A 25,926-nucleotide genomic window follows, 5' to 3' on the forward strand; every position below is an offset into this window, starting at 1 on the left:
CGCGGGCGCGACGACGGCGCCCCGGCCGTCGTCGCGCCCGCGGCCCGGATCAGCGCGGCTCCAGCATCCGCTCGAGCACCCGGCAGCCGAACTCGAGCGCGTCCACGGGCACCCGCTCGTCGATGCCGTGGAACAGGGACGTGAAGGCCAGGTCGGCGGGCAGGCGCATGGGCGCGAAGCCGTAGCCGGTGATGCCCAGCCGGGAGAGGGACTTGTTGTCCGTGCCCCCGCCGAGCATGAACGGCAGCACCTGGGCCTCGGGGTCCTCCGCCTGCAGCGAGGCGATCATCAGCTCCACCAGGTCCCCGGAGAAGGGGGTCTCCAGGGCGACGTCCCGGTGCTCGGGTGCGATGGTCACGTCGGGACCGGCGAGCTCGGCGATCGTGGCGAGGGCGGACTCCTCCTCCCCGGGGATCAGGCGCACGTCCACGGTGCCGGTGGCCGAGGACGGGATGACGTTGTGCTTGTAGCCGGCGGTCAGCCCCGTCGGGTTGGACGAGGTGCGCAGGGTGCCGGCCACCCAGGAACGGGCCTGCCCGAGCGCGTCGAGCTGCGGCGTCGGGTCCGTCTCGTCGAAGTCCACGCCCATGATCTCGGCCACCTGTTCGAGCAGCGCGCGCGTGGTCTTGGTGTACACGAGCGGCCACTCGTGCCCGCCGATGCGGGTCATGGCGCCGGCCAGCCGGGTGACCGCGTTGTCCGGGTGCGGGGCCGAGCCGTGCCCGGGGGCGCCCTCCGCGGTGAGGTTGAGCCAGGCGAGCCCCTTCTCCGCGGTCTGCACGAGGTAGGCGCGCGAGCCGTGCACCTCGGTGGAGAAGCCCCCCACCTCGGAGATCGCCTCGGTGCACCCGTCGAACACCTCGGGGTGATGGTCCACGACCCAGCGTGCGCCGTAGACGCCGCCGGCCTCCTCGTCGGCGAAGAACGCAACCGTCAGGGGTCGCCGCGGCCGGCGGCCCGTGCGGGCCAGGTGCCGCAGCACCGCGAGCACCATGGCGTCCATGCCCTTCATGTCCACGGCGCCGCGCCCCCAGATCATGCCGTCCTTGAGCTCGGCGCCGAACGGGTCCACGCTCCACTCGTCCGCCTCGGCGGGGACCACGTCCGTGTGCCCGTGGATGACGAGCCCCGGCGCCTCCGGATCCCAGCCCGGCAGGTGCCCGACGACGGAGACCCGGCCCGGCGCCGACTCGAAGAAGCGGGGGGTCATCCCCGCCTCGGTCATGAGCCGGGCGCAGTACTCCGCGGCCTCAGGCTCACCGACGGAGACGTTGCCCCCGCGGTTGGTGGTGTCGATCCGGATGAGGTCGCGGCAGATCTCCACGACGCGGTCCTCGGGGCGCGAGCGGGCGGGGTTCTCGATGTTCTCGACCATGGTTTTGAGCCTAGCCCGAACCCGTGCTATCTTTCTCGAGTTGCCCGGAGCGGGACGGACCGGACAGGACCGGAACGCGGTGGGCGACGGAGCCTCTCCCAGGGCTCCACCGATGAGCGCGAGTGGCGGAATTGGTAGACGCGCAGCGTTGAGGTCGCTGTGTCCGCAAGGACGTGGGGGTTCAAGTCCCCCCTCGCGCACCGCTCGTCGAGCAGCAGGGCCCCGGTCGTCACGACCGGGGCCCTGCGTGTTCCCCGGACCGGCGTCCCCTCTAGAGTGGTGTCTGTGCGACGGCAGGCGCCGTCGGTGGAACCGCACGACGGCATGGAGGACCTGATGGCCCTGGAAGCCCCCGCACTGCTGCACCGGCTCGCGCGAGCCCACGGGGTGCAGCCCGAGTACGTCGGGCAGGACGGCTCGGCCCAGACCGTGCCGGACGAGGCCCTCGTGAAGGTGCTCGCCGCCCTCGGGGTGTCGGTCCGTCCGGACGGGGTCGCCGCTCTGGCCGAGGCGCTGGAGGAGGCGGAGACGGCCCCCTGGCGGGACGTGCTCCCGCCCACCGTGGCCGCCCGGTCCGGCCACCGCCTGTCCGTGCCGTGCCACGTGGCCGCGGGCGAGCCGGTCGTGGCCCGCGTGCGCACGGAGGACGGGCGGACCCTCGAGGTGAGCGTGAGCGAGCCGGTGTCCGAGGTCCGCCTCGTGGACGGCGTCGAACGCGAGCGCGTCCACGTTCAGATCCCCGCCGACCTCGCCCCGGGCTGGCACCGGCTGGAGGTGACCAGCGGCTCCGGCTCCACCGCCTCCGCGGTCCTGGTCTGCGCCCCGACCCGGCTGAGCACGGCGCGTCCCTTCCTCGAGCGCCGCGGCTGGGGCGCGGCCGCGCAGGGCTACTCGGTGACCTCGGCGGACTCGTGGGGCATCGGCGACGCGGCGGACATGGCGTCCCTGGCCGAGATCGTCGCCCGGCACGGTGCCGACTTCCTGCTGCTGCACCCCCTGCACGCGATCGAGCCCGGCCCCCATCCGGCGGACTCCCCCTACTCCCCCGTCTCCCGTCGGTTCCTCTCGGCGCTGGTCGTGCACGTGCCCTCGATCCCCGAGTTCGCCGACCTGCCCGCCGCGGAGCAGGCGGAGCTGCGGTCGGCCGGCGCCCGCGTCCAGGCGGAGCTGGAGCGCACCGGCCGGATCGATCGGGCCGCCGTCGCCGCCGTCCTGTGGCCCGCGCTGCGCCGCGTGCACGAGGTGCCCCGCTCCCCCGAGCGCGAGGCCGCCTACGCACGGTTCCGCGCCGAGGCCGGCCCGGGCCTGGACGACTTCGCCCTCTGGTCCGTCCTGCGGCTGGACGGCGACGGCACCGGACCCGATCTCGCCGACCCGGCCTGGGCGCCGGGCGGGGTCGAGGCGGAGCGGGTCCGCGTCGAACGCGCGACCGACGTCGACCTGCACCGCTGGGTGCAGTGGATCGCCGCCGAGCAGCTCGCCGGCGTGCAGGAGCGGGCCCGGGCGGCCGGCATGCGCATGGGCGTCATGGTGGACCTGGCAGTCGGGGCGACCCGCGAGACCGCGGACGCGTGGATGCTCGGGGACGTGCTGGTGCCGACCATGTCCGTCGGCGCGCCGCCCGAGCTGTTCAACCAGCTGGGCCAGGACTGGTCGCAGCACCCCTGGCATCCGCGCCGCCTGGCCGAGACCGGCTACGCCGCGTTCCGGGACATGCTGCGCACCGTGCTGCGCGGCGCGGGCGGCATCCGGATGGACCACGTCCTGGGGCTGTTCCGCCTGTGGTGGATCCCGGAGGGCGCCGGTGCCACCCAGGGCGCGTACGTCGAATACGACCACGAGGCGATGCTCGCCGTGCTCACGCTCGAGGCCGAGCGGGCCGGCGTCGTCGTGGTGGGCGAGGACCTCGGCACGTTCGAGCCGTGGGTGCAGCGCCGCCTGGCCGAGGCCGGCGTGCTCGGCACGTCGATCCTGTGGTTCGAACAGGAGGACGGCGAGCCCACCCCGCCGGAGCGCTACCGGCGGCTGGCCATGGCGGCGGTGAACACGCACGACCTGCCGCCCACGGCCGGTTACCTCGAGGGCGTCCAGGTGGACCTGCGCGAACGGCTGGGCCTCTACACCGTGGACGTCGCCCAGGAACGCCGCCGGTCGGCGGAGGAGGTGCGCGCGTTCCTCGCCGCCGCGGCCCGGCGCGGGCTGCTCGCCGAGGCGGACGTGGACGTCCCCGACGCCGGCCCCGAGGTGCGCGAACGCCAGATCGTGGCCCTGCACCGCCTGCTCGCGCAGGCGCCCTCGGCCCTGCACAGCGTGGCGCTCGTGGACGCCGTGGGCGAGCGGCGCATCCAGAACCAGCCCGGCACCCTCCAGGACCAGTACCCGAACTGGACTGTGCCGCTCGGCGACGGCGCCGGACGGATGGTCTCCGTCGAGGACCTGGCGGACTCGGCGTCGGCGGCCCGGCTGTTCGACGCCGTGGACGCCGAACTGCGGGCGTCCGTGCCGGTGGGGATCGGGGTCAGCCTGCACACCTCCCCCCTGGCCCAGCCCGGCCGCGGCGACGCCGGCGGCATGAACGTCTACGTGCGGCAGGCCGCCGTGGCCCTGGCCCGCCGGGGCGTGCGGATGATCCTGCTGACCCGGGCGGAGGAGCCGGTGGGAGCGGATGGCGCACGGGTCCGGATGCTGGACGCCGGCGGGCAGGCCCCGCCGGTCACGGTCGTGGACCTCGCCGCCGGGCCGTCCGCTCCCGTGCCCAAGGAGGAGCTGGCGGGACTCGGCGCCGAGTTCACCCGCGCGGCCCTGGACTGGCTCGCCTCGGACGCCGTGCCGGGCGGTCCCGTCCTCGGTGGCGCGGACGCCCCGCCCGTCGCGTTCGTGCACGGCCACTACTGGCTCTCCGGGTCCACCGCCGCGGCGCTGGCGCGGGCGGCGCACGCCCCGTACCTGCAGACCATGCACACCACGGCGGCGGCGAAGATGCTCGAGGACCCCGAGCTGCGCGAGCCGGCCGCGCGGATCGAGGCCGAGCGCGAGGTCGCCGAGCGGGCCGACCTGCTCGTGGTCAACTCCGCCGCCGAGGTCGCCGACCTGCGCGAGCTGCTGGACGTGCCCCGCGCCCGCACCCGGGTGCTGCCCCCCGGGGCCGACCTCGAGACGTTCACGCCGGAGGGCGCCGCGCAGTGGCCGGGCGCCCCGGACGACAACGGAGCCCTGCGGGTTCTGTTCGCCGGCCGCGTGCAGCGGCACAAGGGCCCGCACCTGCTCGTGGCCGCCCTCGGTGTGCTGCGCGAGCGGGCCGGTGGCACGGGCGCCGACCCGGGTGTGCGCCTGCACGTGAACGGGGCCGCCTCGGGGGGCGACGAGCTGGACCTGGCGAGCCTGGCCGCGGAGGAGGGGGTCGCCGACCTGGTGACGTTCTCCGGGCCGGTGCCCGCGCCCGCCCTGGCCGCCCAGTTCCGGGCGGCGGACGTGGTGGCGATGCCGAGCGCGTCGGAGACCTACGGCCTGGTCGCCCTCGAGGCACAGGCCTGCGGCACGCCCGTGCTGGCGCACCGGGTCGGCGGACTGGTCTACGCGGTCCTCGACGGCGTGTCCGGCCGCCACGTGACGGCGGGCACCCCTGAGGCGTGGGCCGATGCCCTGGCCGAGATCCTGGCGGATCGTGACGCCTGGGCCGCGTTGGGGCCCGGCGCCGTGCGTCACGCCGCCGGTCACTCGTGGGAGGCCTACGCGGACGGGCTGCTCGAGGCCGTCGCCGCCGTGCCGCGGCGGTCGCCCGGGCCGGACGCCTGAGCCGCCGCGCTCACCGGCCCGCCGGGACGGGTGGTCCCGGCGGGCCGACGCGTCGGCCCGGCCGTCAGGGCTCGAGCGGAGTGATCTCCCCGGAGAAGTGCGGGCGCCGGCGCCGCGCATCCCAGCCCCACACGCGCGTGCCGCCGTCGGGCCCGGGCGCGTAGCGGACGGCCACGGTGGTCGGCAGCACGACGGGTGCCTCGAAGTCGATGTGCCAGCGGAACCCGGCGCCGGCCGGCTCACGGCCCTCGAGCATCCGGGCGGCCAGGAACATCCCGTGGGCGATCGCGCCCTTCATGCCGAACAGTCGGGCCGAGACGCCCGTCAGGTGGATCGGGTTCCAGTCTCCGGAGACGCCCGCGTACCGGCGTCCGGCCCCCGTCCCGAAGCGCCACTGGGCGGTCGGCGTCGGGGGCACGAAGTCCTCGCGGGCGGGCCGCTCGGGACGCAGGCCGGAGAGGTGGACGCCCTTGGCGAGGTACCGGGAGACGCCCTCCCACAGCAGTGCCTCCTCGCCGTCGTCGCCGGGCCCCTCGACGGTCACGACGACGTCCACGGCGGTGCCTGCGTGGTGCGGGACGAGGCCCACGGCACGCGCGGTGACGCGCAGCGGGGTCTCCGCCGCGACGGGCCGGTGGTGCAGGACGGTGTTGCTCAGGTGCACCAGTCCGGGCAGGGGCAGTGGGAACTCGGGGTCGGCCATCAGCTCCATCGCCGCACCGAACACCTGGGTGTGCACCAGGACCGAGGGCAGGTCCGCCGGATCCGCGGACCCGACGGCCCCGCGCCACGCGGACACGGCCTCGGCCGGGATGCGGTGGCCGGTCACGACCACCTGACGGTCCGGGAGCTCGCGGGGACGGCGCCGACGGACGACGGCGTCCGTGGCGGCCTGCCTGGCGGCCCGGGCGTAGAGCCGGGCGAGGGAGGGCGGGGCGGACAGCTGCGTGGTCTGCATCCTCACGCCCCCAGCTTCGACTGGCCGCAGACCCGCAGCGTGGCCCCGTTGGTGCCGCCTGCGGCGTCCGAGGCGAGCCAGGCCACCGTCTCGGCCACGTCCTGCGGCAGGCCGCCCTGCTGGAGCGAGTTGAGCCTCCGGCCCACCTCGCGCGTGGCGAGCGGGATCTTCGCGGTCATCTCGGTCTCGATGAAGCCCGGGGCCACCGCGTTGATCGTGCCCCCACGGGCCGCGAGGACCGGTGCGGAGGCCGCGGTCAGGCCGATCACCCCGGCCTTGGATGCCGCGTAGTTCGTCTGGCCGCGGTTGCCCGCGATGCCGGAGATGGAGGCCAGGCCCACGATGCGCAGCCCGTGGCCCGCCACGTCCCGGGCGTCCTCGGCGAGGAACGCCTCGTTCATGGCCAGCTGGGCCGTGGTGTTCACAGCGAGGACGGAGTCCCAGCGCGCGGCGTCCATGTTGGCCAGCATCCGGTCCCGGGTGATCCCGGCGTTGTGCACCACCACGTCCATCCGGCCGTGCCGGGTGCGGCAGTGCTCGAGGATGCGCGCGCCGGCGTCCGGCGCCGTGATGTCCAGGGCGAGCGCGGTGCCGCCCACCTCGTTCACGACCTTGGCCAGCGTCTCGCCCGCCGCCGGGACGTCCACGCCGACGACGACGGCCCCGTCGCGGGCCAGCGTCCGGACGATGGCGGCGCCGATGCCGCGGGCGGCGCCCGTGACCACGGCGACCTTGCCGGCCAGGGGGCGCGCCGCGTCGGCGGGGACCGCGCCGTCGGCGGTGGAGACGGGCACGAACTGGCCGGAGACGTACGCCGCGCGACCGGAGAGCAGGAACGCGAGCGCGCCGGCCGCACCGGGGGCAGTGAGCGGCACGCCCTCGCCCAGGACGAGGCCGTTGGCGGTGCCGCCACGGCGCATCTCGTGCGCGATCGAGCGGGTCAGGCCCGTCACGCCCTGGCGGGCGGCGCGCAGGGCCGGGTCCGTGGCGGCCTCGGGGTCCTCGAACACGGTCACCACGCGCGAGGAGGAGCCCAGCGAGCGCAGCGCGCCGCCGATCTCCAGCGCCACCGCGCCGAGGTCCGCGGGCGTGGCGACCCCGTCGAAGCACGCGACGATCGCCGCGTGGCGGGCGCCCTCCCGGGGGGCGTCGGCGACCTCGAGGCCCCACGAGGCCAAGAGGGTGCGGGCGTCCGCGGCTGCGGGGGTCGCGCCCAGGACGAGCACGGAGCCGGGCAGCACGGGGTCGCCGGGGGTGTGCCGGCGCAGCTCGACGGGCTGAGGCAGGCCCAGGGCGCCGGTGAGGCGGCGGCCCAGGGGCGAGGCGACGAAGGTGCCGTAACGGTCGGTCATGGTCGGTCCTCTCGGGTCGGGTCGGTCGGGGCTCAGCGGCCGCGGAGCAGGGCGACGATGCCCTGGCCGCCGGCGGCACAGACGGAGATGAGGCCGAGGGAGCCCTCCCCCTTCTCATGCAGCATCTTGGCCAGCAGGGCGACGATGCGGCCGCCGGTGGCGGCGAAGGGGTGACCGGCCGCCAACGAGGAACCGTGCACGTTGAGCCGGGCGCGGTCCACCGAGCCCAGCGCACCCGGCAGCCCGAGGCGCTCGCGGCAGTACTCCTCGTCCTCCCAGGCGGCGAGCGTGGACAGGACGGTGCCGGCGAACGCCTCGTGGATCTCCACGAAGTCGAGGTCGTCGAGGGTGAGCCCGTGCCGGGCCAGCAGGCGCGGGACGGCGTAGGCGGGGGCCATGAGCAGGCCCTCGTGTCCGTCGACGAAGTCCACGGCGGCGTTCTCCATGTCCACGAACTCGGCGAGCACGGGCAGTCCGCGCTCGGCGGCCCACTCCTCGGAGGAGAGCAGCACCGCGGAGGCGCCGTCGGTGAGCGGGGTGGAGTTGCCGGCCGTCATGGTCGCCTCGTCCCCCAGCTGGCGGCCGAACACGGGCTTCAGGCCGGCCAGCTTCTCCGGCGTGGAGTCGGGGCGGAGGTTGTTGTCGCGGGCCAGGCCATGGAACGGGGTCACCAGATCGTCCATGTACCCGGCGGCGTAGGCAGCGCCGAGGTTCCGGTGGGAGGCCGCGGCGAGCTCGTCCTGGGCCTGACGGGTGATGCCCCACTTGTGGGTGGTTAGGGCCTGGTGCTCGCCCATGGACATGCCGGTGCGCGGCTCGCCCGCGCCGGCCGGCTCGGGCACGAGCTGACCGGGGCGCAGCTGGGCGAGGGCGCGCAGGCGGTCCTTCATGGTCTTGGCGGTGGTGAGCTGCAGCAGCACGCGGCGCGCGCCGTCCGAGAGCGAGACGGGTGCGTCCGAGATCGAGTCCACGCCGCCGCCGATGGCGGAGTCGAGCTGGCCGAGCCGGATCTTGTTGGCGAGGGTGCCCACGGCCTCCATGCCGGTGGCGCAGGCCACCTGGACGTCGGCGGCCGGGGTCGCGGCGGAGAGCGCGGAGCCCAGGACGGCCTCGCGGGTGAGGTTGAAGTTGCGCGGGTGCTTGAGGACGGCGCCGGCGGTGACCTGGCCGAGGCGCTCGCCCTGGAGCCCGAACCGCGCGACGAGTCCGTCGAGCGTGGCCGTGAGCATCTCCTGGTTCCCGACCTCGGCGTAGGCGGTGTTGGCGCGGGCGAAGGGGATGCGGTTGCCGCCCAGGATGACGGCGGGGCGCAGCGCTCCACCGGCGACGGCGGGGCGGGAGGCGGTCTCGGACGCGGGGGTCTCGTGGTGGGTCATGACGGTCCTCTCGACGGCGGGCCCACCGCCGACGCGGCGGGGGCGTTTCCACCCCGGACGATACGGACATCGGCGGGGTGGGTGACTGTGACCCACAGTACCTGATACGCTCGGTTTCGTGAACCCCGTTACGTCCACCGCCCGGGACGGTCGCAGCGTCCGCTGGGACCGGCACCGCGCCGAGCGCCGTCTGGAACTGGTCCGGGCCGCCCGGTCGGCCGTGCACGCCCTGGGCGCACACGCCTCGATGGAGGAGATCGCGTCCCACGCGGGCACCTCCAAGACCGTCTACTACCGCTATTTCGGCGACCGCGAGGGCCTGCGCCTGGCGGTGTCCGAGCGGGTCACCGCCCACATGGAGCGCCGCCTGCTCGAGGTCGCGGACGAACCGGTCTCCGAACCCGAGGCGCTGCGTCGCATGGTCGAGGTGTACCTCACGGTCGCGGCGACGTCGCCCGAGGTGTACGCGTTCGCCGTCGCCCCGCCCCCCGCCGCGGCCGAGGCCCCTGTGCTGGGCCCGTTCCTCGAGCGCGTCTACGCCATGCTCGAGTCGGGCCTGGCGCGCGGGATGGCCGCGCGGGGCCACGCCCCGGCGCCGGCGGACCCGCTCGCCCTGTGGCCGCGCGCCGCCGTCGGCCTCGTCCGGGCCGCCGCCGAGACCTGGCTGCGGACCCCGGCCGCCGGTCGCATCCCGGTCGAGGCGATGGCCCGCGCCATCGCCGACTGGCTGCTCACCGGCCTCATCGGCGCCGCGCCCGGCGCCGCCCTCGAACCCGCGGCGGCGGACGCCGACCGCGCCCGCCCCCACTCACGAACAGGAGCATCGTCATGACCGTCCACGAGAAGCTCGCCCCCCAGTCCTCGACGCCCAGCACCGAGGTTCCCTCCGACGTCGCCGAGATCGCGCCCGAGCGGCCGACGCCCGGCTCCCTCGACGCCGCGGCCCTCGAGGAGGCCCTCCTCGGCCGCTGGGCCGCGGAGCGCCGCGAATCCCGCGAACTGGTCAAGGATCCCGCCCTGTGGCGCGACCCGCTGCTCGGCATGGACGAGCACCGCGCCCGCGTCCTGCGGCAGCTGGGCGTCCTCGTGGAGCGCAACGCGGTCCACCGCGCCTTCCCGCGCGAGTTCGGCGGCGAGGACAACCACGGCGGCAACCTCGCCGCCTTCGGTGACCTCGTGCTCGCCGACCCCTCCCTGCAGATCAAGGCCGGTGTGCAGTGGGGCCTGTTCAGCTCGGCGATCCTGCACCTGGGCACCGCGGAGCACCACCGCCGGTGGCTGCCGGGCGCGATGGACCTGAGCGTCCCGGGCGCATTCGCCATGACCGAGATCGGGCACGGCTCGGACGTCGCCTCGATCGCGACGACCGCCACGTACGACGAGGCGACCCAGGAGTTCGTCATCCACACCCCGTTCAAGGGCGCCTGGAAGGACTACCTCGGCAACGCCGCGCTGCACGGCAGGGCGGCCACGGTCTTCGCGCAGCTGATCACCCGGGGCGTCAACCACGGCGTGCACTGCTTCTACGTCCCCATCCGGGACGAGGAGGGCGCCTTCCTGCCCGGCGTGGGCGGCGAGGACGACGGCCTCAAGGGCGGACTGAACGGCATCGACAACGGCCGTCTGCACTTCACCCAGGTCCGCATCCCGCGCACCAACCTCCTCAACCGCTACGGCGACGTGGCCGAGGACGGTACCTACTCCTCGCCCATCGCCTCCCCCGGGCGTCGCTTCTTCACGATGCTCGGCACGCTCGTCCAGGGCCGCGTCTCCCTGTCCCTCGCCGCCACCACGGCCTCCTTCCTCGGCCTGCACGGTGCGCTGGCCTACGCGGAGCAGCGCCGCCAGTTCAACGCCTCCGACCCGCAGCGGGAGGAGGTGCTGCTGGACTACCAGAACCACCAGCGCCGCCTCATCGACCGCCTGGCCCGCGCCTACGCGGACGCCTTCGCCTCGAACGAGCTCGTCGAGAAGTTCGACGACGTCTTCTCGGGCCGCTCCGACACGGACGTGGACCGGCAGGAGCTCGAGACGCTCGCCGCGGCCGTCAAGCCGCTGACCACGTGGCACGCCCTGGACACCCTGCAGGAGGCCCGCGAGGCGTGCGGCGGCGCCGGATTCCTCGCCGAGAACCGGGTGGCCCAGATGCGTGCCGACCTGGACGTGTACGTCACGTTCGAGGGCGACAACACGGTGCTCCTGCAGCTGGTGGGCAAGCGTCTGCTGACTGACTACTCGAAGGAGTTCGGACGTCTCAATGTGGGCGCCGTCTCCCGCTACGTGGTCCATCAGGCCTCGGACGCCCTCCACCGTGCGGGCCTGCACAAGGTCGTCCAGTCCGTGGCCGACGGTGGGTCCGAGCGCCGCTCCGCGAACTGGTTCAAGGACCCCGCCGTGCAGCATGAGCTGCTCACCGAGCGCGTCCGCGCCAAGACCGCCGACGTCGCCGGCACCCTCTCGGGGGCCCGGGGCAAGGGCCAGGCGGCTCAGGCGGAGGCGTTCAACACGCGCCAGCACGAGCTCATCGAGGCCGCCCGCAACCACGGCGAGCTGCTGCAGTGGGAGGCCTTCACCCGAGCCCTGGACGGCATCACGGATGAGACCACGAAGACCGTCCTGACGTGGCTGCGCGACCTCTTCGCGCTGCGCCTCATCGAGGACGACCTCGGCTGGTTCGTGGCCCACGGCCGCGTCTCGAGCCAGCGCGCCCGGGCCCTGCGCGGCTACGTCAACCGGCTGGCCGAGCGGCTGCGCCCCTTCGCCCTCGAGCTCGTCGAGGCGTTCGGCCTCGAGCCCGAGCACCTGCGCATGGCGGTGGCCACGGACGCCGAGACCCAGCGCCAGGAGGAGGCCCACGCCTGGTTCACGGCCCGCCGGGCCGCCGGCGAGGAGCCGGAGGACGAGAAGGCCGTGCGCGCCCGCGAGAAGGCGGCGCGGGGTCGCCGCGGCTGACCGCGACCGCCCCCCGGACGCACACGGGCCCCCGTCACCTCGCGGTGGCGGGGGCCCGTCTGTGTGGTCGGCCGGGCGGGCTCAGCGCAGCACGGCCTCGTAGACCTCGATCGTGCGCTCGGCGATGGTCTCCCACGAGAAGTGCTCGATCGCGCGGGTCCGGCCGGCCTCACCCATGGCGCGGGCGCGCTCCGGGTCCTCCACGACGCGGGTGAGCGCGGCCGCGAAGTCGGCGGCGAACCCCTCTTCGTCCACGGGCGCCCCCGTGCCGTCGTCGACCTGCTCGAAGGGGACGAGCAGGCCGGTCTCGCCGTCCTGCACGACCTCCGGGATGCCGCCCACGGCGGAGGCGACGACGGCGGTGCCGCACGCCATCGCCTCGAGGTTGACGATGCCCAGCGGCTCATAGACCGAGGGGCAGGCGAACACGGTGGCGGCCGTGAGGATCTCCATCACCTCGTGGCGCGGGATCATCCCCTCGATCACGACGACGCCCTGGCGGGTGCGCCGCAGCTCGGCGATCAGCCCGTTGACCTCGTGCGCCAGCTCCGCGGTGTCCGGGGCGCCCACGCACAGCACGAGCTGGACGTCCTCCGGCAGCCGCAGGGCCGCACGGAGCAGGTGGGGCACGCCCTTCTGGCGCGTGATGCGGCCGACGAACGCGACGGAGGGCTTGTCCGGGTCGATTCCGTACTTCTCCAGTGCGGCGGTGCCGGTCTGCGGGGTCCAGACCTGCGTGTCGATGCCGTTGTGGACCGTGTGCACCTTCGCCGGGTCCACGTCCGGGTAGCAGGCCAGGATGTCCCGGCGCATGCCGTCCGAGACCGCGATGACCGCGTCCGCCCCGAGGTACGCCGTGCGCTCGGCCCAGCTGGACAGGGCGTAGCCGCCGCCGAGCTGCTCCGCCTTCCAGGGGCGCAGCGGCTCGAGGGAGTGCGCGGAGAGGACGTGGGGGGTCTGGTGCAGGAGCTTGCCGAGGTGGCCGGCCAGGTTGGCGTACCAGGTGTGGGAGTGGATGACGTCGGCGCCCTCGAGGTCGCCGAGGATCGTGAGGTCGGTGGCCAGGGTCTGCACGGCCCCGTTGGCGGCGTCGAACCCGGGCGGGTTCGGGTACGTCAGGACGCGGGCCCCGTGGTAGTCCGGGTCGCGCGGCGCGCCGAAGGCGTGCACGCGGACGTCGGCGCGGGAGGCGAGGACGCGGGTCAGCTCGGCGACGTGGACGCCGGCACCGCCGTAGATGGACGGGGGGAACTCTTTGCTCACGATGTCGATGCGCACGCCCCCAACCTAGTTCAGCCCGGCGGGGGTCGATAGTCTGGCGACACGGATGCCCCGCACGCCCCGAGCACGCGTGCGGGTCGCGACGACCCGGCTCACGAGGAGTGACACAGATGGTGCAGAAGAAGGTCCTCTCGGTCGTGCTGGCGGGCGGTGAGGGCAAGCGCCTGATGCCGCTGACGGCCGACCGTGCCAAGCCGGCCGTCCCGTTCGGCGGCACGTACCGCCTCATCGACTTCGCGCTCTCCAACCTGGTCAACAGCCGGTACCGCGAGATCGTGGTGCTGACGCAGTACAAGTCGCACTCGCTGGACCGCCACATCTCCGAGACGTGGCGGATGTCCACGCTCCTGAACAACTACGTTGCCTCCGTGCCGGCGCAGCAGCGCCGGGGCAAGGACTGGTTCACGGGCAGCGCGAACGCCATCTACCAGTCCATGAACCTGATCCACGACGCACGGCCGGACATCGTCGTCGTCATCGGCGCGGACCACGTCTACCACATGGACTTCCAGCAGATGGTGGACCAGCACATCGCCTCGGGCGCCAAGGCGACCGTGGCCGCGGTGCGCCAGCCCCTCGAGCTGGCCTCCTCGTTCGGGGTGATCGAGACGGACCCGCAGGACAGGACGCGGATCTCGGCGTTCGTGGAGAAGCCGGAGACGACCCCCGGCCTGCCGGACGACCCCACGCAGTTCCTGGCCTCGATGGGCAACTACGTGTTCGACACGGACGCCCTCGTGGCGGCGCTGAACCAGGACGAGGAGAACCCCGAGTCGAACAACGACATGGGCGGGGACATCATCCCGCTGTTCGTGGAGCGCGGCGAGGCCGGGGTGTACGACTTCACCTCCAACGAGGTGCCCGGCGGCACGGCCGGCAAGCACTACTGGCGGGACGTCGGCACCCTGGACTCCTACTACGACGCGCACATGGACCTGGTGCAGCCGTGGCCGGAGTTCAACCTCTACAACCGCGAGTGGCCGCTCTACACCCGCCAGTCCGTCTCCCCGCCCGCCAAGCTCGTGCGCTCGTCCACCCGCCGCCCCGGCTCGGCGAACGACTCGATCCTCTCCCAGGGCGTGGTCATCTCCGGCGGCACCGTGGCCCAGTCCGTGCTCTCCACGGACGTGCGCGTGCAGAACGAGGCGTGGGTGGAGCAGTCGGTGCTGCTGGACTCCGTGGTGATCGGCGAGGGGGCCCACGTGCGCAACGCGATCCTGGACAAGAACGTGGTCGTGCCCCCGGGCGCGCGCATCGGCTTCGACCGGGCGGAGGACGAGGCGAACGGCTACACCGTGACAGAATCCGGCCTGACGGTGCTCTCCAAGGGCCAGCCCGTCCCGACGCCGCACTGACGCGGCCACGGGCCGCCGGTCCCGGACCACCGCCGACGCGCGGGCACGCCCCGGTGTGTCCGCGCGTCGCCGTCCCCGCTGGATCCCCGACCGGAGGCTCGCCTTGACCGACACCACCCCCGACCTCGACGCCACCAACGTCACCCGCGCTGAGGCCGCGGAACGCTCCCGCCTGCTCACGGTGCAGGACTACGCCGTGGACGTGGACCTCTCCGACGCCCGGGACGCCGCGACCGACACCTATCCGGTCCGCACCGTGATCCGCTTCGCGTGCGCCGAGCCGGGCGCGCAGACCCACCTGGACTGGATCCACGGGGGCGTGGAGTCGGTGACCCTCAACGGCACGGCGCTGGACGTGGCCGAGGTCGTGGGCGGGGCCCGGGTGCTGCTGCCCGATCTGGCGGCGCAGAACGTGGTCGAGCTGGTCGGCCGGTCCGTGTACTCCCGGTCGGGCGAGGGCCTGCACCGCTTCACGGACCCCGCCGACGGCGAGGTCTACCTCTACACCCAGTACGAGCCCGCCGACGCGCGCCGCGTGTTCCCGGACTTCGAGCAGCCGGACCTCAAGGCCGCCTTCACCTTCTCCCTCACCGGACCCGAGGACTGGGTGCTGGCCTCGAACCGCCCGGAGGCGTCCCGGACACCGGCCGGGGACGGTGTCGTCCGGGTGGAGTTCGCCCCGACGCTCCCCCAGTCCACCTACATCACGACGCTGCTCGCCGGCCCCTATGCGCAGTGGGAGGACGCCTGGGACGGTCACGCGGCCAGCGGCGCGCGGGCCGTGCCGCTGCGGCTGTTCACCCGGCGCACGATGGCCGACGCGTTCGACCCCGAGGCCGTGTTCGACGTGACGAAGCGGGGGCTGACGTTCTTCCACGACCTCTTCGGCGTCGCGTACCCGTGGGGCAAGTACGACCAGGCGTTCGTGCCCGAGTACAACCTCGGCGCCATGGAGAACCCGGGCCTCGTGACCTTCACCGAGGACTTCGTGTTCACCTCGCGGGCCACCGCGGTCCAGTACGAGGGCCGCGCCAACGTGATCCTGCACGAGATGGCGCACATGTGGTTCGGCGACCTCGTGACGATGCACTGGTGGGACGACCTGTGGCTCAAGGAGTCGTTCGCTGACTACATGGGCGCCCTCGGCGTGGACGAGGCCACCGACTTCCGGACCGCGTGGGTGACCTTCGCGTCCCGCCGCAAGGCCTGGGCGTACGTGCAGGACCAGATGCCGACGACGCACCCCATCGTCGCGGACATCGTCGACCTCGAGGCCGCCCGTCAGAACTTCGACGGCATCACCTACGCCAAGGGCGCCTCCGTGCTCAAGCAGCTGGCCGCCTACGTGGGCCGTGACGCGTTCCTCGACGCCGCACACCGCTACTTCGCCGCCCACGCGTGGGGCAACGCCTCCCTCGCCGACTTCATGGCGGTCCTCGAGGCCGCCTCGGGGCGGGACATGCGCGCGTGGGCGGACGCGTGGCTGCACACCTCCGGCGTGCCCCGGCTGCGGGTCGACGTCGACGGCGACGCCCCGGTGCTGCGCCAGGAGGGCGCGGACCCGGTCACGGGCGGGCCGATCCTCCGCCCGCACGTGCTGAAGGTCGGCGTCTTCACGCCCGGGCAGGACGGCGTCCTGCGCCGCACCGCCCAGGTCACCGCCGACGTGCCGGGTGGGGCGGAGGGCGCGGCCGTGCCCCTGCCGGACCTCGAGGTCCCCGGGGGCGTCCGCCTCGTGCTGCCCAACGACGAGGACCTCACCTACGCCGCCGTCGCGCTCGACGCGGGCTCGCTGCGCGCGGCCCTGACGCACCCCATCGCGGACCCGCTCGCGGAGGCCACCGTGTGGGCCGCCCTGCGGTCGATGACCCGCGACGGCGAGCTGCCGGTCGCCCGGTTCCTGGACGCGGTGGCGACGCTGTCCGCGCGGATCGCGACCGTGGGCGTGCACGCGCAGGTGCTGACGCAGGCCGCCGCGGCCGTGGGCCAGTACGCCCGCGCCGAGGACCGGGACGCGCTGCGGGCCCGGCTGGGCGAGGTCCTGGCCGAGCAGACCCGCACGCTCGAGGCCGGCTCCGACCGCCAGCGCACCGCGGCCCGCACGTGGGCGACGCTGGCGCGCGCCGACGTCGGGATGGCCGCGGCCCTCGAGGCCGCCCTGCTCGGCGAGGACGCGGCGACGTCGGCGCCGGGCCTGGCGATCGACGCGGAGCTGCGCTGGCTCGTGCTCCAGGCCCTCGCCGCGACCGGCCGGGCCGGCCAGGACCGCCTGGACGCGGAGCTCGAGGCCGGCCGCACCGCCCAGACGGTCACGTGGCACCGCCTCGCCGCGGCCGCCCGCCCCGAGGCCGAGGTCAAGGCCGCGGCGTGGGAGGCGGTCATGTCCGGCCGCACGGCCACCGGCACGGAGCTGTCCAACGACCTGCTCTCGGCCACGGCGGCCGGCTTCGCGGCGGGCGAGGTCGAGCTCCTCGCCCCCTACGAGTCCGGCTTCTGGCCGCGCCTGACCTCGGTGTGGGCCTCGCGGTCCAACGGGCTGGCCTCGCGCGCGATCGGCGGGCTGTTCCCGGGCCGCCAGGATGCGGTGGCCGGCGGCGTCGACGCGCAGGAGTCGCACCCGACGCTGGCCGCGGCCCAGCGCTGGCTGGACGAGCACCGCGACGCCCCGGGGGCCCTGCGGCGCCTGGTCGTGGAGCACACGGACGCCCTGCGGCGGTCCCTGCGCGTGCAGGCGGTGCAGCCGGCGGGCTGAGCGGTAAGCCCTCCCGCGCAGAGTGGTCACGACACGCCGCCTCCCCTCGGGCGAGGCGGCGTGTCGTGACCATTCCAGCTCAGGGCGCGGCGACGCGGAGCACGCGTTCCCGGCCCACCCGGCGCAGGCCCACGGCGTCGGCGGCGCGCTGGGCGTCCCGGTCGCGCATCCCCACCCGCTCGACGACGACGGGCCGCGTCTCCAGCACGGCCGTCAGTTCGGCGTGGCGCGCCACGTGCGCGGCCCCGCCGTCCGGGTCGAGGGACAGCGCCTGCCGGTCGGCCGCGTGGAGCCAGGCCGCCGACACGTCCTCCACCGGGCGGCGCAGGTGCGCGCCGAGGGAGGCGTCGTCGAGCAGGTCGGAGACGTCGGCGTCCGCGAGGCGGGCCACGAGTGCGGGTGGCCCGGCGACCACCGCGGTCGTGTGCAGCAGGACCACGTGCAGCAGCTCCGGGTCGGCGTCCGCGGCGGGCGCGAGCACGACGCCCGGGTCCTCCCACGCCGTCGGCGCGACGCCGAGTCCCGCGGCCAGCCCGGTCCGCAGCGCGGCGGTCGCGTCGGCGCCCAGCACGTCGGCCGGCGCGACCGTGCCGAGGGCCAGCGGGTGGACGCCGAGCAGCCGGTTCAGGGCGCGGGCCTCGCGGTGCGCCCGGTCCACGAGGGCGGCCAGCTCGGGCGAGGTCTCCCCCACCAGCGGCAGCTCGCGCAACGTTGCGGCACCCACCGGCACCCCGGCCTCGGCCGCGACCGCTGCCAGCGCGTCCCAGTGTCGCGTCTCCTCCTGGGCAGGCGTGCGGCCGCCGCCCGGCTCGTCCGGCCCGGTCACCGTGGCGGCGGCCTCGTCGAGGTCGCGGACCGTGACGAGGTCCCACGTGCCGTCCGCGCTCCAGCCGCGGTCCGTGAGCAGAGGCACGCGGCGGCCGGAGGCCAGCTCCAGCTCGAGGGCGCAGTGGACGTCCACGGTCGACCGTGGGCGCCGCGGGGCGTCGGAGCGGGCGATCAGGCGGACGGGGGCGTCGTCGTCGGGGGTCATGGTCCGATCCTGACAGAGCCGCCCCGCCACACCTCGACGCGTCGGGGGCGGTTTCGGGCGGTATTCACGTCGAATACCACCGCAAACCGCCCCCGGACGGAAGCGTGCCGGACGGTGCCGGGACGCCGTCAGGCGGCTCAGGGCACCCGCGCGGTCCACTCGGGGGTCGTGAACTTGGTGCGGGCCAGCTGCTCGGCCTCCTCACGGGTGGCCTCGTCCAGCTCGACGCGGCGGGCGCCGTAGCGCTCCTCGAAGGTGGTCATCATGGTCTCCCAGATCTCGGCGCGGGAGACGCCGGTCTGGCGGCGGAGCGGGTCCACGCGCTTCTTCGCCGAGGCCACGCCCTTGCCGCGCAGCTTCTCGCGGCCGATGCGCAGCACCTCGAGCATCTTGTCCGCGTCGATGTCGTAGCTCATCGTCACGTGGTGCAGCAGCCCGGCCGTGCCCACCCGCTTCTGCGCGGCGCCGCCGATCTTCCCCTGCTCCGTGGCGATGTCGTTGAGCGGTTGGTAGAACGCGTGCACGCCGAGCCGGGAGAGCGCGTCCATGGTCCACTCGTCCAGGAACGGGTAGGTCTCCGCCGTCTCCAGCCCGTCGACCAGCGACGACGGCACGTGCATCGAGTACGTGACGCAGTTGTCCGCCTCCATGAACATCGCGCCGCCGCCGGAGATCCGCCGCACCACGTTGATGCCGTGCCGCCGCGCCCCCTCGGGGTCCACCTCGTTGGCGAGCGACTGGAAGGCGCCTATCACCACGGCCGGCTCGTTCCACTGCCACAGGCGCAGGGTCGGCTTGCGACGTCCCTCGGCCACCTGCCGGGTGAGCACCTCGTCCAGGGCCACGGTCAGCGCGATCGGCATCGGCTCCGGCCCGATGACCTCCCACTCGTGGTCCCCCCACGTGGTCGCCTTGCCGAGGGCCCGACGCACGGCCGAGGCGACCGCGAAGGCGTCCACGCCGAACAGCTCGGCCTCGGAGCGCAGCCCCCGCTCGACGGCCTCCCGGATGACCCGGTGCTCGGCGTCCGCGGACAGCCCGGCCACCGCCGCGTTGAGGTCCTCGAGCGCCTCGTCCGGCTCGAGGAAGAAGTCGCCGTTGATGCTCGCGGTCGCGATCCGGCCGTCCGCGAGGCTCAGGTCCGCCGCGACCAGCTTGCCGCCGATCACCTTGTATTCACCGTGGAGAGTCCTCATGCCCGTCAGCCTACGGGCGACGCGACGGGCCCCACACCGCCCGGATCGCTCCGGGGGCGCGGGGCCCGTCGTCGTGCTGTGCGTGCGGCTCAGGCCGCCGCGGTCACTTCTTGCCGCCGAAGCCCTTGAAGCGGGCGTTGAAGCGCTCGACGCGGCCGGCGGTGTCCATGATGCGCTGCTTGCCCGTGTAGAACGGGTGCGAGGCGGCCGAGATCTCGACGTCGATCACCGGGTAGGTGTTGCCATCGGTCCACTCCGCGGTCTTGTCGGAGTTCGCGGTGGTGCGGGTGAGGATCTTCTCACCGGAGGCGAGGTCGTTGAAGATGACGTAGCGGTAATCCGGGTGGATCTCAGACTTCATGGTGCATCCTTCGTTTCAGCCGCCTGATTGGGACCAGGGGCGCGAGAGGTGTGGTCAGGGGGTCCGCCGGACGGCGGGCCAGCCGCCCACTCTACCGCACCCGGGCCGGTCAGCGCGCGCGCAGCTCCCACAGCGCGACCGCCGCGGCCGCGGCCACGTTCAGCGAGTCGACGCCGGCGGGCATGGGGATGACGACGTCGGCGTCGGTCTGGGCGAGGGTCTCGGGGCGGACCCCCGGCCCCTCCTGGCCGAGGACGAGGGCCAGGCGCTCGGCGGTCCGCAGCGGCTCGATCTCCGGCGAGTCCAGGCCCACGGCCTGCTCCGTCACCTCGAGGGCGGCCACCGCGTACCCGGCCGCCCGCAGCGCGGGCAGCGACTCGGCGACCGGGCCGAGCAGGCGCGCCCACGGCAGGCGGAACACCGTGCCCATCGAGACGCGGATGGCGCGCCGGTACAGCGGGTCGGCGGCCTGCGGGGTGAGCAGCAGCGCGTCCCAGCCGAGGGCGACGGCGGAGCGCACCACGGCGCCCAGGTTCGTGTGGTCCACGAGGTCCTCGGCGATGAGCACGCGCCGCGCGCCCGCGAGGACGTCGGCGAGCGGCCGGGGTGCGGGGCGGTCCATCGCGGCCAGGGCGCCGCGGTGCAGGTGGAAGCCGGTGAGGGCCTCGAGCACGTCGTCGGGTCCGGTGAAGACCGGGACGTCAGGATGGGCGGCGAGCACGTCCGCGAAGGACCCGCGGTAGCGGTCCCCCAGCAGGAAGGAGCGCGGGGTGTGCCCGGCGTCCAGCGCGCGGCGGACCACCTGGGAGGACTCGGCGAGGAAGACGCCGTGCTCCGCGTCGACGCGACGGCGCAGGGCCGCGTCCGTCATGGTCGTGTAGGGGGCCAGGCGGGGGTCGGCGAGGTCCTCGATCCGCTCCAGGCGCACCTCGCGGGTCCCGACCTCACCCACCCGAGACCTGCCGCATCACCATGACCACCAGCCCGGCCAGGCCCACGATCACGATGGTGACGCGCAGCGCCGTCGGCGAGATGCGCCGGCCGATCCGCGCGCCTACGAGCCCGCCCACGAGCGAGGAGAGCGCGATCAACAGCACGGCCCGCCAGTCGATGCGGTCGAAGGCGAAGACCAGGTAGAACGCCGCGGCGGTGAGGTTGACCACCAGCGACAGCCACGTCTTCACGGCGTTGGCGTGCACGAGGGTGCCGCCCACCAGCAGCACGCCGAAGATCGCCATGAGCATGACGCCCTGGGCGGCCACGAAGTAGCCGCCGTAGATGCCGGTCAGGAACACGAGCGTCCACAGCGTCGGGGTCACGGGGCCCACCGGCACGGGAGAGTCCGCGCCGGGGGTCGGCCCCTGGTCCTCCGCCCGACGCCGGACCCACCGCTGGATGCGCGGCTGCAGCACGACGACCGTCAGGGCCACCACGAGCAGCACCGGCGCGACGTAGCCGAACACGGCCGGGGGCAGCGTGGTGAGCAGGGCGGCGCCGATGACCCCGCCGAGCAGGGACGCGACGGTCAGCTTCGGCAGGAGCGCCCGGGACTGGGCCAGCTCGCGGCGGTACCCGTACGTGCCGGAGAAGCCCGAGGCCACCAGGCCCATCGCGTTGGAGACCTGGGCCGTCACGGGCGGGAACCCGACCGCCACGAGCGTCGGGAAGGTGACGAGCGTGCCCGAGCCGATCACCGAGTTGATCGTGCCGGCCCAGAACCCCGCGAGCAGCACGAGCAGGACCTGCCACAGGTCCATGCCCAGCAGCTGCGCGGTCAGCAGCCCCGTCACCGGGCCACGGCGGTGTACCGACCGCCGGTGCGGGTCACCTTCAGGTCCGTGCCGAACGCCGCGGAGAGGTGCTCCTCGGTGAGCGTCGACTCGATGGGCCCGGCCGCCACGACGCCGCCGTCCCGCAGCAGCAGGGCATGCGTGAAGCCCGGGGGCACCTCCTCGAGGTGGTGCGTGACGAGGACCAGCGCGGGCGCGTCCTCGTCCGTGGCGAGCGCCGTCAGCTGGCGCACGAGGTCCTCCCGCCCGGCGAGGTCCAGGCCCGCGGCGGGCTCGTCCAGCAGGAGCAGCTCGGGATCGGTCATCAGGGCACGGGCGATGAGCACGCGCTTGCGCTCACCGTCGGAGAGGGTGCCGAACGCGCGGTGCGCGAGGCGGGAGAGCCCCCAGGTCGCCACGAGGCCGAGCGCGCGGGCGCGATCCTCCGTCTCGTACCGCTCGCGCCACGTGCCGGTGATCCCGTAGGCGGCGGTGACGACGGCGTCCTGCACGGTCTCGTTCGCGGGCACCTGGGCGGCGAGCTGGGCGGAGGACAGGCCGATGCGCGGGCGCAGCTCGAACACGTCGACGGCGCCGAGCACCTCGTCCAGCACGCCGACGTCGCCGGCGGTCGGGTGCAGGCGGGCCGCGGCCAGCTGGAGCAGCGTGGACTTGCCGGCGCCGTTCGGGCCCATCACGATCCACCGCTGCCCCGCGCGGACCGTCCAGTCCAGGGGGCCGAGGATGTCGGTGGTGCCGCGGCGCACGCGCACGCGGCGCATCTGCAGCACGGCGTCCTCATCCGGGAGGAACCAGTCGTCGGGAGGCGCGGGGGTGGTCATGGGGGCCAGCCTAGTCCGGCCGGCCGGCGCGTCGCCGATGCGACGCACGCCCGGCCGCGCCCGCACCCCCGCCTAGGATGCCGCGCATGAGCACCCTGCGCCGCCTCGTCGTCACCGCCGACCCCGCCCTCCTCGTCACGGACGCGCCCCCGGCCGGCGTGCCCGACGACGCCGAGCGGCTCACCGACGACGGCCTGCTGGGCTGGCGCTTCGCCGCGGACGAGTGGGCGGCGGCCCCGGAGCCGGGCTCCGGGTGGGACGTGCTCACGGTGCCGGCGACGGTCGCCGCCGCGCCGGCGCCCCTCGTGGTGACGGACGTGGACTCCACGCTGATCCGGCAGGAGGTCATCGAGCTGCTCGCCGCCCACGCCGGCCGCGAGGCCGAGGTCGCCGAGGTGACGGAGCGGGCGATGCGCGGTGAGCTCGACTTCGCCGCCTCGCTGCACGCGCGCGTCGAGGCGCTCGCGGGGCTGCCCGTGGGCGTCGTGGCGGACGTGGTGCGGGCCATCCGGCCCACCGACGGAGCCCTCGCGCTGATCGAGGCCATCACCGCGGCCGGCGGCCGGGTGTGCGCGGTCTCCGGCGGCTTCACCCAGGTGCTCGCCCCGCTGGCCGAGGTGTGGGGCGTGCACGCCTACTGCGCCAACGAGCTCGAGGTGCGGGACGGGCACCTGACGGGGAAGGTGCTCGGCGACGTCGTGGACCGCGCGGCGAAGGCCGCCATGCTGCGCGCCTGGGCCGAGGACGCGGGGCTCACCCCCGAGCAGGCCGTCGGCGTGGGCGACGGCGCCAACGACATCGATCTGCTCGAGGCGGCCGGCTGCGGCGTGGCGCTGTGCGCGAAGCCGATCCTCCGGGAGCACGCGGACGTCGTCGTCGACGTGCCCTCCTTCACGCCCCTGCGGTGGCTCCTCGGTCTCTGAGGCGTCCGCTCCCGGAGGTCACGAGGGCCGGATCCCACGGATCCGGCCCTCGTCGTCTGGGGTGTGGTGGGGTTCAGTCCTGCCCGAGGAAGTCCTCGGCGCCGCCCACGAGCTCGGTGTGGCCGACCTCGAGGCCCTCGCGGCCCACGAGGGAGGCGATCTCGGCGGCGAACTCCTCCACGGTGTAGAGCTTGCCGGCGGCCTCGCGGCGGGCCTCGATGGCACCGGGCTCGGCGCGGTCGAGCAGGGTGGCGGTGATGGTGCCCTCGATCATGTCGCCGGAGACCACCACGAAGCCCACGCCCTTCTCGGTGAACGCGGGGATGCGCTCGCGCAGGGCGTCCTCGCCGGCGCGCTTGGAGCGGGCCACGGGCTCGTAGGAGTCCATCGTGGCGACCTCGTCGATGAAGTGCGCCTGGTGGGAGGTCACGAACACGATCTGCCCGCCGGCACCCATGCGCTCGAGCGCGGCGTCGGCCAGCGCGGCCTGGGCGTCACGGTTGAGCTTCAGGGCGTAGTCCTCGCCGAACTGGGACTCCATGCCGCCCGAGGCGTTGAGCACGAGCACGTCGAGTGAGCCGAAGTGCTCCACGGCGGCGTCCAGCAGCGCGGCCCGATCCTCGGCGACGGTCACGTCGCCGCCCACGGCCACGGCGCGGCCGCCGGCGTCCTCGATCCTCTGCACCACCTTGTTCGCGCGCGGCGCCTTCTGGCGGTAGTTCACCACGACGCCCGCGCCGCGGGCGGCCAGCAGCTCGGCGGTGGCGGCTCCGATGCCGCGGGAGGAGCCGGTGACGACGACGCCGCGTCCGGCCAGGTCCTGCTCGGTCATGTTCTGTGCTTCCTGTCTGCTCAGCGGTCGGTGGTCGTCAGTGGCCCATGCCCAGGCCGCCGTCCACGGGGATCACGGCCCCGGAGATGTACGCGGCCTCGTCCGAGGCCAGCCAGCGCACGACGCCGGCCACCTCCTCCGGGGCGGCGAAGCGGCCGGCCGGGATGGACGTCTTGTACTGGGCCTTGAGCTCGTCGTCGAGGGACTGCGTCATCTCGGTGTCGATGTAGCCGGGGGCCACGACGTTCGCGGTCACGCCGCGCGCGCCGAGCTCGCGCGTGATCGAGCGGGCCATCCCGACGAGGCCGGACTTGGAGGCGGCGTAGTTGACCTGGCCGGGCGAGCCGAGCAGGCCCACCACGGAGGAGACCAGGACGATGCGGCCGCGCTTCAGGCGCATCATGCCCTTGGTGGCGCGCTGCACCACGCGGAAGGCGCCGGTGAGGTTCGTGTCGATCACCGAGGTGAAGTCGTCCTCGGACATGCGCAGCAGCAGCTGGTCGTGGGTGATGCCGGCGTTGGCCACGAGCACCTCGACCGGGCCGTGGGCCTCCTCGACCTCGCGGAAGGCCGCGTCCACGGAGGCCGCGTCCGTCACGTCGGCCCGGACCGCGAGGACCCCCTCCGGCCCCTCCCCCGAGCGGGAGGTGATGGCCACCCGGTCGCCGTTCGCGGCGAACGCCCGGGCGATGGCCAGGCCGATGCCGCGATTGCCCCCCGTGACGAGGACGCTGCGGCCGGCGGCCTGCGCGTCCGCTGCGGGCGTGGTGGTCTGATCGGCCATGGGAACACCTTCCGGACGGGACGGGACTAGACTGGAGCACCGGCGCGGCGCCGTCGACGCCGTCCTGCGGGACGCCGCCGAGGGCGGGCGCGCCGGCATGTGAACCACCACTCTACGTCCGCGGCCGCGCGGGGGCCCTCCGCAGGGCGCGACGTGCCAGGAGGATGCGCCATGACCAGCTCCGCCGCCGGCTCCCGAGCCGGCCGTCCCGCCCGCGCCGGGCGCGGGACGACACCGGAGGTCCAGGGGGTCACCACCGCCGCCGCCGGCCGCAGCGCGGACCGGGAGGCGCGCATGAAGGTCTACCTGGTCCAGATGCTGCTCCGCACCGCCTGCTTCGTCGCCGCGCTCTTCACCCACGGCTGGTGGCAGCTCGGGTTCATCCTCGGCGCGGTCGTGCTGCCCTACGTCGCCGTCGTGCGCGTGAACAACACCGGCCCGCAGCAGGCCGGCACCCTGCGCGCCGTGCCCGCCCAGGGACCGGCCCTGGCCCCCCGCCCCGACGACACGGCGGCGCCCGAGCCGGTCGTGCTCACCGGCGACCTCGTGGACGACCCGCGCGACCGTGCGCCCCGGGCGCTGGGCCGAGGGTCCTCGTCCGCCGGCGGTCCCGGCCTGCCCGGACGGGGCGCCGCGTGATCGGGGCGGGCCCGGGCGAGCCGGACATGGACCTGCTGGGCGCCCTCGCGGCCGGCCGCCTCGACCCCGCCGCGGGTGCCTCCGCCACCCGATCCCCGCACGCCGCCGCGGACGGGCCCGAGCGGCCGGTCTGCTCGCGTCGCGGCTGCACCGCGGAGGCCGCCTGGGCCCTGGAGTGGAACAACCCGCGCGTCCACGCCCCGGACCGGGTGAAGACCTGGCTGGCCTGCGCGGACCATCGGCCCTTCCTGGACGACTTCCTGAGCGCCCGCGGCTTCCTGCGGCGCTCCCGCCCACTCGACCCGCCCGCCACGGAGGCGCCCGAGGTCGAGACGCCCGAGACCCCGCAGG

General features: G+C 74.7%; 21 protein-coding genes and 1 tRNA gene. 9 read left to right on the forward strand and 13 right to left on the reverse strand.

Annotated elements, in window-relative coordinates; all coding sequences use genetic code 11:
* Nucleotides 1-49 precede the first annotated feature (49 nt).
* Nucleotides 50-1,375, reverse strand: a complete 1,326-nt coding sequence (locus J1M41_RS09080) for a M20/M25/M40 family metallo-hydrolase (RefSeq protein WP_206451610.1) — start codon at nt 1,373-1,375, stop codon at nt 50-52.
* A 116-nt stretch (nt 1,376-1,491) separates the two neighbouring features.
* On the opposite strand from J1M41_RS09080, the gene J1M41_RS09085 reads away from it, so the two are divergent.
* Together J1M41_RS09085 and malQ are read left to right on the forward strand one after the other, a co-directional pair.
* Nucleotides 1,492-1,575, forward strand: a tRNA-Leu gene (locus J1M41_RS09085).
* Nucleotides 1,576-1,699: 124 nt separating this feature from the next.
* Nucleotides 1,700-5,170 carry a 4-alpha-glucanotransferase gene (malQ, locus tag J1M41_RS09090; RefSeq protein WP_208011444.1) on the forward strand — a complete coding sequence of 1,157 codons (3,471 nt, stop codon included), beginning with the start codon at nt 1,700-1,702 and terminating at the stop codon, nt 5,168-5,170.
* A gap of 64 nt (nt 5,171-5,234) precedes the next feature.
* Here the strand turns inward: malQ and J1M41_RS09095 are convergent, their stop codons facing one another.
* The 3 genes from J1M41_RS09095 to J1M41_RS09105 are packed head-to-tail and all read right to left on the reverse strand — an operon-like array spanning nt 5,235 to nt 8,856.
* Nucleotides 5,235-6,128, reverse strand: coding sequence for a MaoC/PaaZ C-terminal domain-containing protein (locus J1M41_RS09095; protein WP_036336859.1), 894 nt, complete (start codon nt 6,126-6,128; stop codon nt 5,235-5,237).
* Between the two features lie 2 nt (nt 6,129-6,130).
* Nucleotides 6,131-7,480 (reverse strand): 3-oxoacyl-ACP reductase, encoded by a 1,350-nt coding sequence (locus J1M41_RS09100; protein ID WP_036336858.1) that lies wholly within the window; start codon nt 7,478-7,480, stop codon nt 6,131-6,133.
* Nucleotides 7,481-7,512: 32 nt separating this feature from the next.
* Nucleotides 7,513-8,856 carry an acetyl-CoA C-acetyltransferase gene (locus J1M41_RS09105; protein ID WP_036336857.1) on the reverse strand — a complete coding sequence of 448 codons (1,344 nt, stop codon included), beginning with the start codon at nt 8,854-8,856 and terminating at the stop codon, nt 7,513-7,515.
* A 118-nt stretch (nt 8,857-8,974) separates the two neighbouring features.
* On the opposite strand from J1M41_RS09105, the gene J1M41_RS09110 reads away from it, so the two are divergent.
* The gene (locus J1M41_RS09110) at nt 8,975-9,688 is read left to right on the forward strand and encodes a TetR/AcrR family transcriptional regulator (RefSeq protein ID WP_206451611.1); all 714 of its coding nucleotides are present in this window, start codon (nt 8,975-8,977) and stop codon (nt 9,686-9,688) included.
* Entirely contained in the window at nt 9,685-11,808 is a 2,124-nt protein-coding gene (locus tag J1M41_RS09115; protein WP_206451612.1) for an acyl-CoA dehydrogenase, read from the forward strand. The genes J1M41_RS09110 and J1M41_RS09115 overlap by 4 nt, the downstream gene beginning before the upstream one ends.
* An 81-nt stretch (nt 11,809-11,889) precedes the next feature.
* Here J1M41_RS09115 and glgA read toward each other — a convergent pair whose 3' ends face one another.
* Nucleotides 11,890-13,086 (reverse strand): glycogen synthase, encoded by a 1,197-nt coding sequence (gene glgA, locus J1M41_RS09120; RefSeq protein ID WP_206451613.1) that lies wholly within the window; start codon nt 13,084-13,086, stop codon nt 11,890-11,892.
* Nucleotides 13,087-13,199: 113 nt separating this feature from the next.
* Here glgA and glgC point away from each other — a divergent pair, with 113 nt between their 5' ends.
* Nucleotides 13,200-14,444, forward strand: coding sequence for a glucose-1-phosphate adenylyltransferase (gene glgC, locus J1M41_RS09125; protein ID WP_060974149.1), 1,245 nt, complete (start codon nt 13,200-13,202; stop codon nt 14,442-14,444).
* Nucleotides 14,445-14,547: 103 nt separating this feature from the next.
* Nucleotides 14,548-17,196: an aminopeptidase N gene (gene pepN / locus J1M41_RS09130; protein WP_206451614.1), complete on the forward strand. Its 2,649-nt coding sequence runs from the start codon at nt 14,548-14,550 to the stop codon at nt 17,194-17,196.
* Between the two features lie 79 nt (nt 17,197-17,275).
* Here the strand turns inward: pepN and J1M41_RS09135 are convergent, their stop codons facing one another.
* The 6 genes from J1M41_RS09135 to J1M41_RS09160 form a co-directional block, all read right to left on the reverse strand.
* On the reverse strand, nt 17,276-18,229 hold the full coding sequence (locus J1M41_RS09135; RefSeq protein ID WP_036383372.1) for a hypothetical protein: 954 nt from the start codon (nt 18,227-18,229) through the stop codon (nt 17,276-17,278).
* 137 nt (nt 18,230-18,366) lie between these two features.
* Nucleotides 18,367-19,425 (reverse strand): biotin/lipoate A/B protein ligase family protein, encoded by a 1,059-nt coding sequence (locus J1M41_RS09140; protein ID WP_206451615.1) that lies wholly within the window; start codon nt 19,423-19,425, stop codon nt 18,367-18,369.
* 103 nt (nt 19,426-19,528) lie between these two features.
* Complete coding sequence (locus tag J1M41_RS09145; protein ID WP_002855042.1) at nt 19,529-19,786, reverse strand: type B 50S ribosomal protein L31; 258 nt, start codon at nt 19,784-19,786, stop codon at nt 19,529-19,531.
* A gap of 109 nt (nt 19,787-19,895) precedes the next feature.
* Complete coding sequence (locus J1M41_RS09150) at nt 19,896-20,738, reverse strand: RNA methyltransferase (RefSeq protein WP_206451616.1); 843 nt, start codon at nt 20,736-20,738, stop codon at nt 19,896-19,898.
* A complete protein-coding gene (locus J1M41_RS09155) occupies nt 20,731-21,576 on the reverse strand; it encodes a sulfite exporter TauE/SafE family protein (RefSeq protein WP_036315227.1) in 846 nt (281 codons plus the stop codon). Before J1M41_RS09155 ends, J1M41_RS09150 begins: the two co-directional genes overlap by 8 nt.
* Nucleotides 21,573-22,397, reverse strand: coding sequence for an ABC transporter ATP-binding protein (locus J1M41_RS09160; RefSeq protein WP_052520061.1), 825 nt, complete (start codon nt 22,395-22,397; stop codon nt 21,573-21,575). The genes J1M41_RS09155 and J1M41_RS09160 overlap by 4 nt, the downstream gene beginning before the upstream one ends.
* Before the next feature lie 86 nt (nt 22,398-22,483).
* On the opposite strand from J1M41_RS09160, the gene serB reads away from it, so the two are divergent.
* Nucleotides 22,484-23,320, forward strand: coding sequence for a phosphoserine phosphatase SerB (gene serB / locus J1M41_RS09165; protein WP_098092821.1), 837 nt, complete (start codon nt 22,484-22,486; stop codon nt 23,318-23,320).
* A gap of 73 nt (nt 23,321-23,393) precedes the next feature.
* On the opposite strand, the gene J1M41_RS09170 is transcribed toward serB, so the two are convergent.
* Entirely contained in the window at nt 23,394-24,152 is a 759-nt protein-coding gene (locus J1M41_RS09170) for an SDR family oxidoreductase (protein WP_060974144.1), read from the reverse strand.
* Between the two features lie 37 nt (nt 24,153-24,189).
* On the reverse strand, nt 24,190-24,936 hold the full coding sequence (locus J1M41_RS09175; protein WP_002855336.1) for a beta-ketoacyl-ACP reductase: 747 nt from the start codon (nt 24,934-24,936) through the stop codon (nt 24,190-24,192).
* Between the two features lie 171 nt (nt 24,937-25,107).
* Between J1M41_RS09175 and J1M41_RS09180 the strand changes: the two genes are divergently transcribed.
* Together J1M41_RS09180 and J1M41_RS09185 are read left to right on the forward strand one after the other, a co-directional pair.
* Nucleotides 25,108-25,575, forward strand: a complete 468-nt coding sequence (locus J1M41_RS09180) for a DUF3099 domain-containing protein (RefSeq protein ID WP_036383362.1) — start codon at nt 25,108-25,110, stop codon at nt 25,573-25,575.
* Nucleotides 25,572-25,926 (forward strand): hypothetical protein (locus J1M41_RS09185; protein WP_206451617.1); only part of this gene is annotated, 355 nt, incomplete at its 3' end. The genes J1M41_RS09180 and J1M41_RS09185, both read left to right, overlap by 4 nt.

This window comes from Micrococcus sp. KRD096 (genome assembly GCF_017168495.1).
Lineage (GTDB): Bacteria > Actinomycetota > Actinomycetes > Actinomycetales > Micrococcaceae > Micrococcus > Micrococcus luteus.

What these genes read in the sequence shown, in the direction of transcription:
- J1M41_RS09080 (WP_206451610.1), bottom strand. Translation starts at nt 1,375, where the DNA reads ATGGTCGAGAACATCGAGAACCCCGCCCGCTCGCGCCCCGAGGACCGC.
- malQ (WP_208011444.1), top strand. Translation starts at nt 1,700, where the DNA reads ATGGAGGACCTGATGGCCCTGGAAGCCCCCGCACTGCTGCACCGGCTC.
- J1M41_RS09095 (WP_036336859.1), bottom strand. Translation starts at nt 6,128, where the DNA reads ATGCAGACCACGCAGCTGTCCGCCCCGCCCTCCCTCGCCCGGCTCTAC.
- J1M41_RS09100 (WP_036336858.1), bottom strand. Translation starts at nt 7,480, where the DNA reads ATGACCGACCGTTACGGCACCTTCGTCGCCTCGCCCCTGGGCCGCCGC.
- J1M41_RS09105 (WP_036336857.1), bottom strand. Translation starts at nt 8,856, where the DNA reads ATGACCCACCACGAGACCCCCGCGTCCGAGACCGCCTCCCGCCCCGCC.
- J1M41_RS09115 (WP_206451612.1), top strand. Translation starts at nt 9,685, where the DNA reads ATGACCGTCCACGAGAAGCTCGCCCCCCAGTCCTCGACGCCCAGCACC.
- glgC (WP_060974149.1), top strand. Translation starts at nt 13,200, where the DNA reads ATGGTGCAGAAGAAGGTCCTCTCGGTCGTGCTGGCGGGCGGTGAGGGC.
- J1M41_RS09135 (WP_036383372.1), bottom strand. Translation starts at nt 18,229, where the DNA reads ATGACCCCCGACGACGACGCCCCCGTCCGCCTGATCGCCCGCTCCGAC.
- J1M41_RS09140 (WP_206451615.1), bottom strand. Translation starts at nt 19,425, where the DNA reads ATGAGGACTCTCCACGGTGAATACAAGGTGATCGGCGGCAAGCTGGTC.
- J1M41_RS09145 (WP_002855042.1), bottom strand. Translation starts at nt 19,786, where the DNA reads ATGAAGTCTGAGATCCACCCGGATTACCGCTACGTCATCTTCAACGAC.
- J1M41_RS09160 (WP_052520061.1), bottom strand. Translation starts at nt 22,397, where the DNA reads ATGACCACCCCCGCGCCTCCCGACGACTGGTTCCTCCCGGATGAGGAC.
- serB (WP_098092821.1), top strand. Translation starts at nt 22,484, where the DNA reads ATGAGCACCCTGCGCCGCCTCGTCGTCACCGCCGACCCCGCCCTCCTC.
- J1M41_RS09170 (WP_060974144.1), bottom strand. Translation starts at nt 24,152, where the DNA reads ATGACCGAGCAGGACCTGGCCGGACGCGGCGTCGTCGTCACCGGCTCC.
- J1M41_RS09175 (WP_002855336.1), bottom strand. Translation starts at nt 24,936, where the DNA reads ATGGCCGATCAGACCACCACGCCCGCAGCGGACGCGCAGGCCGCCGGC.
- J1M41_RS09180 (WP_036383362.1), top strand. Translation starts at nt 25,108, where the DNA reads ATGACCAGCTCCGCCGCCGGCTCCCGAGCCGGCCGTCCCGCCCGCGCC.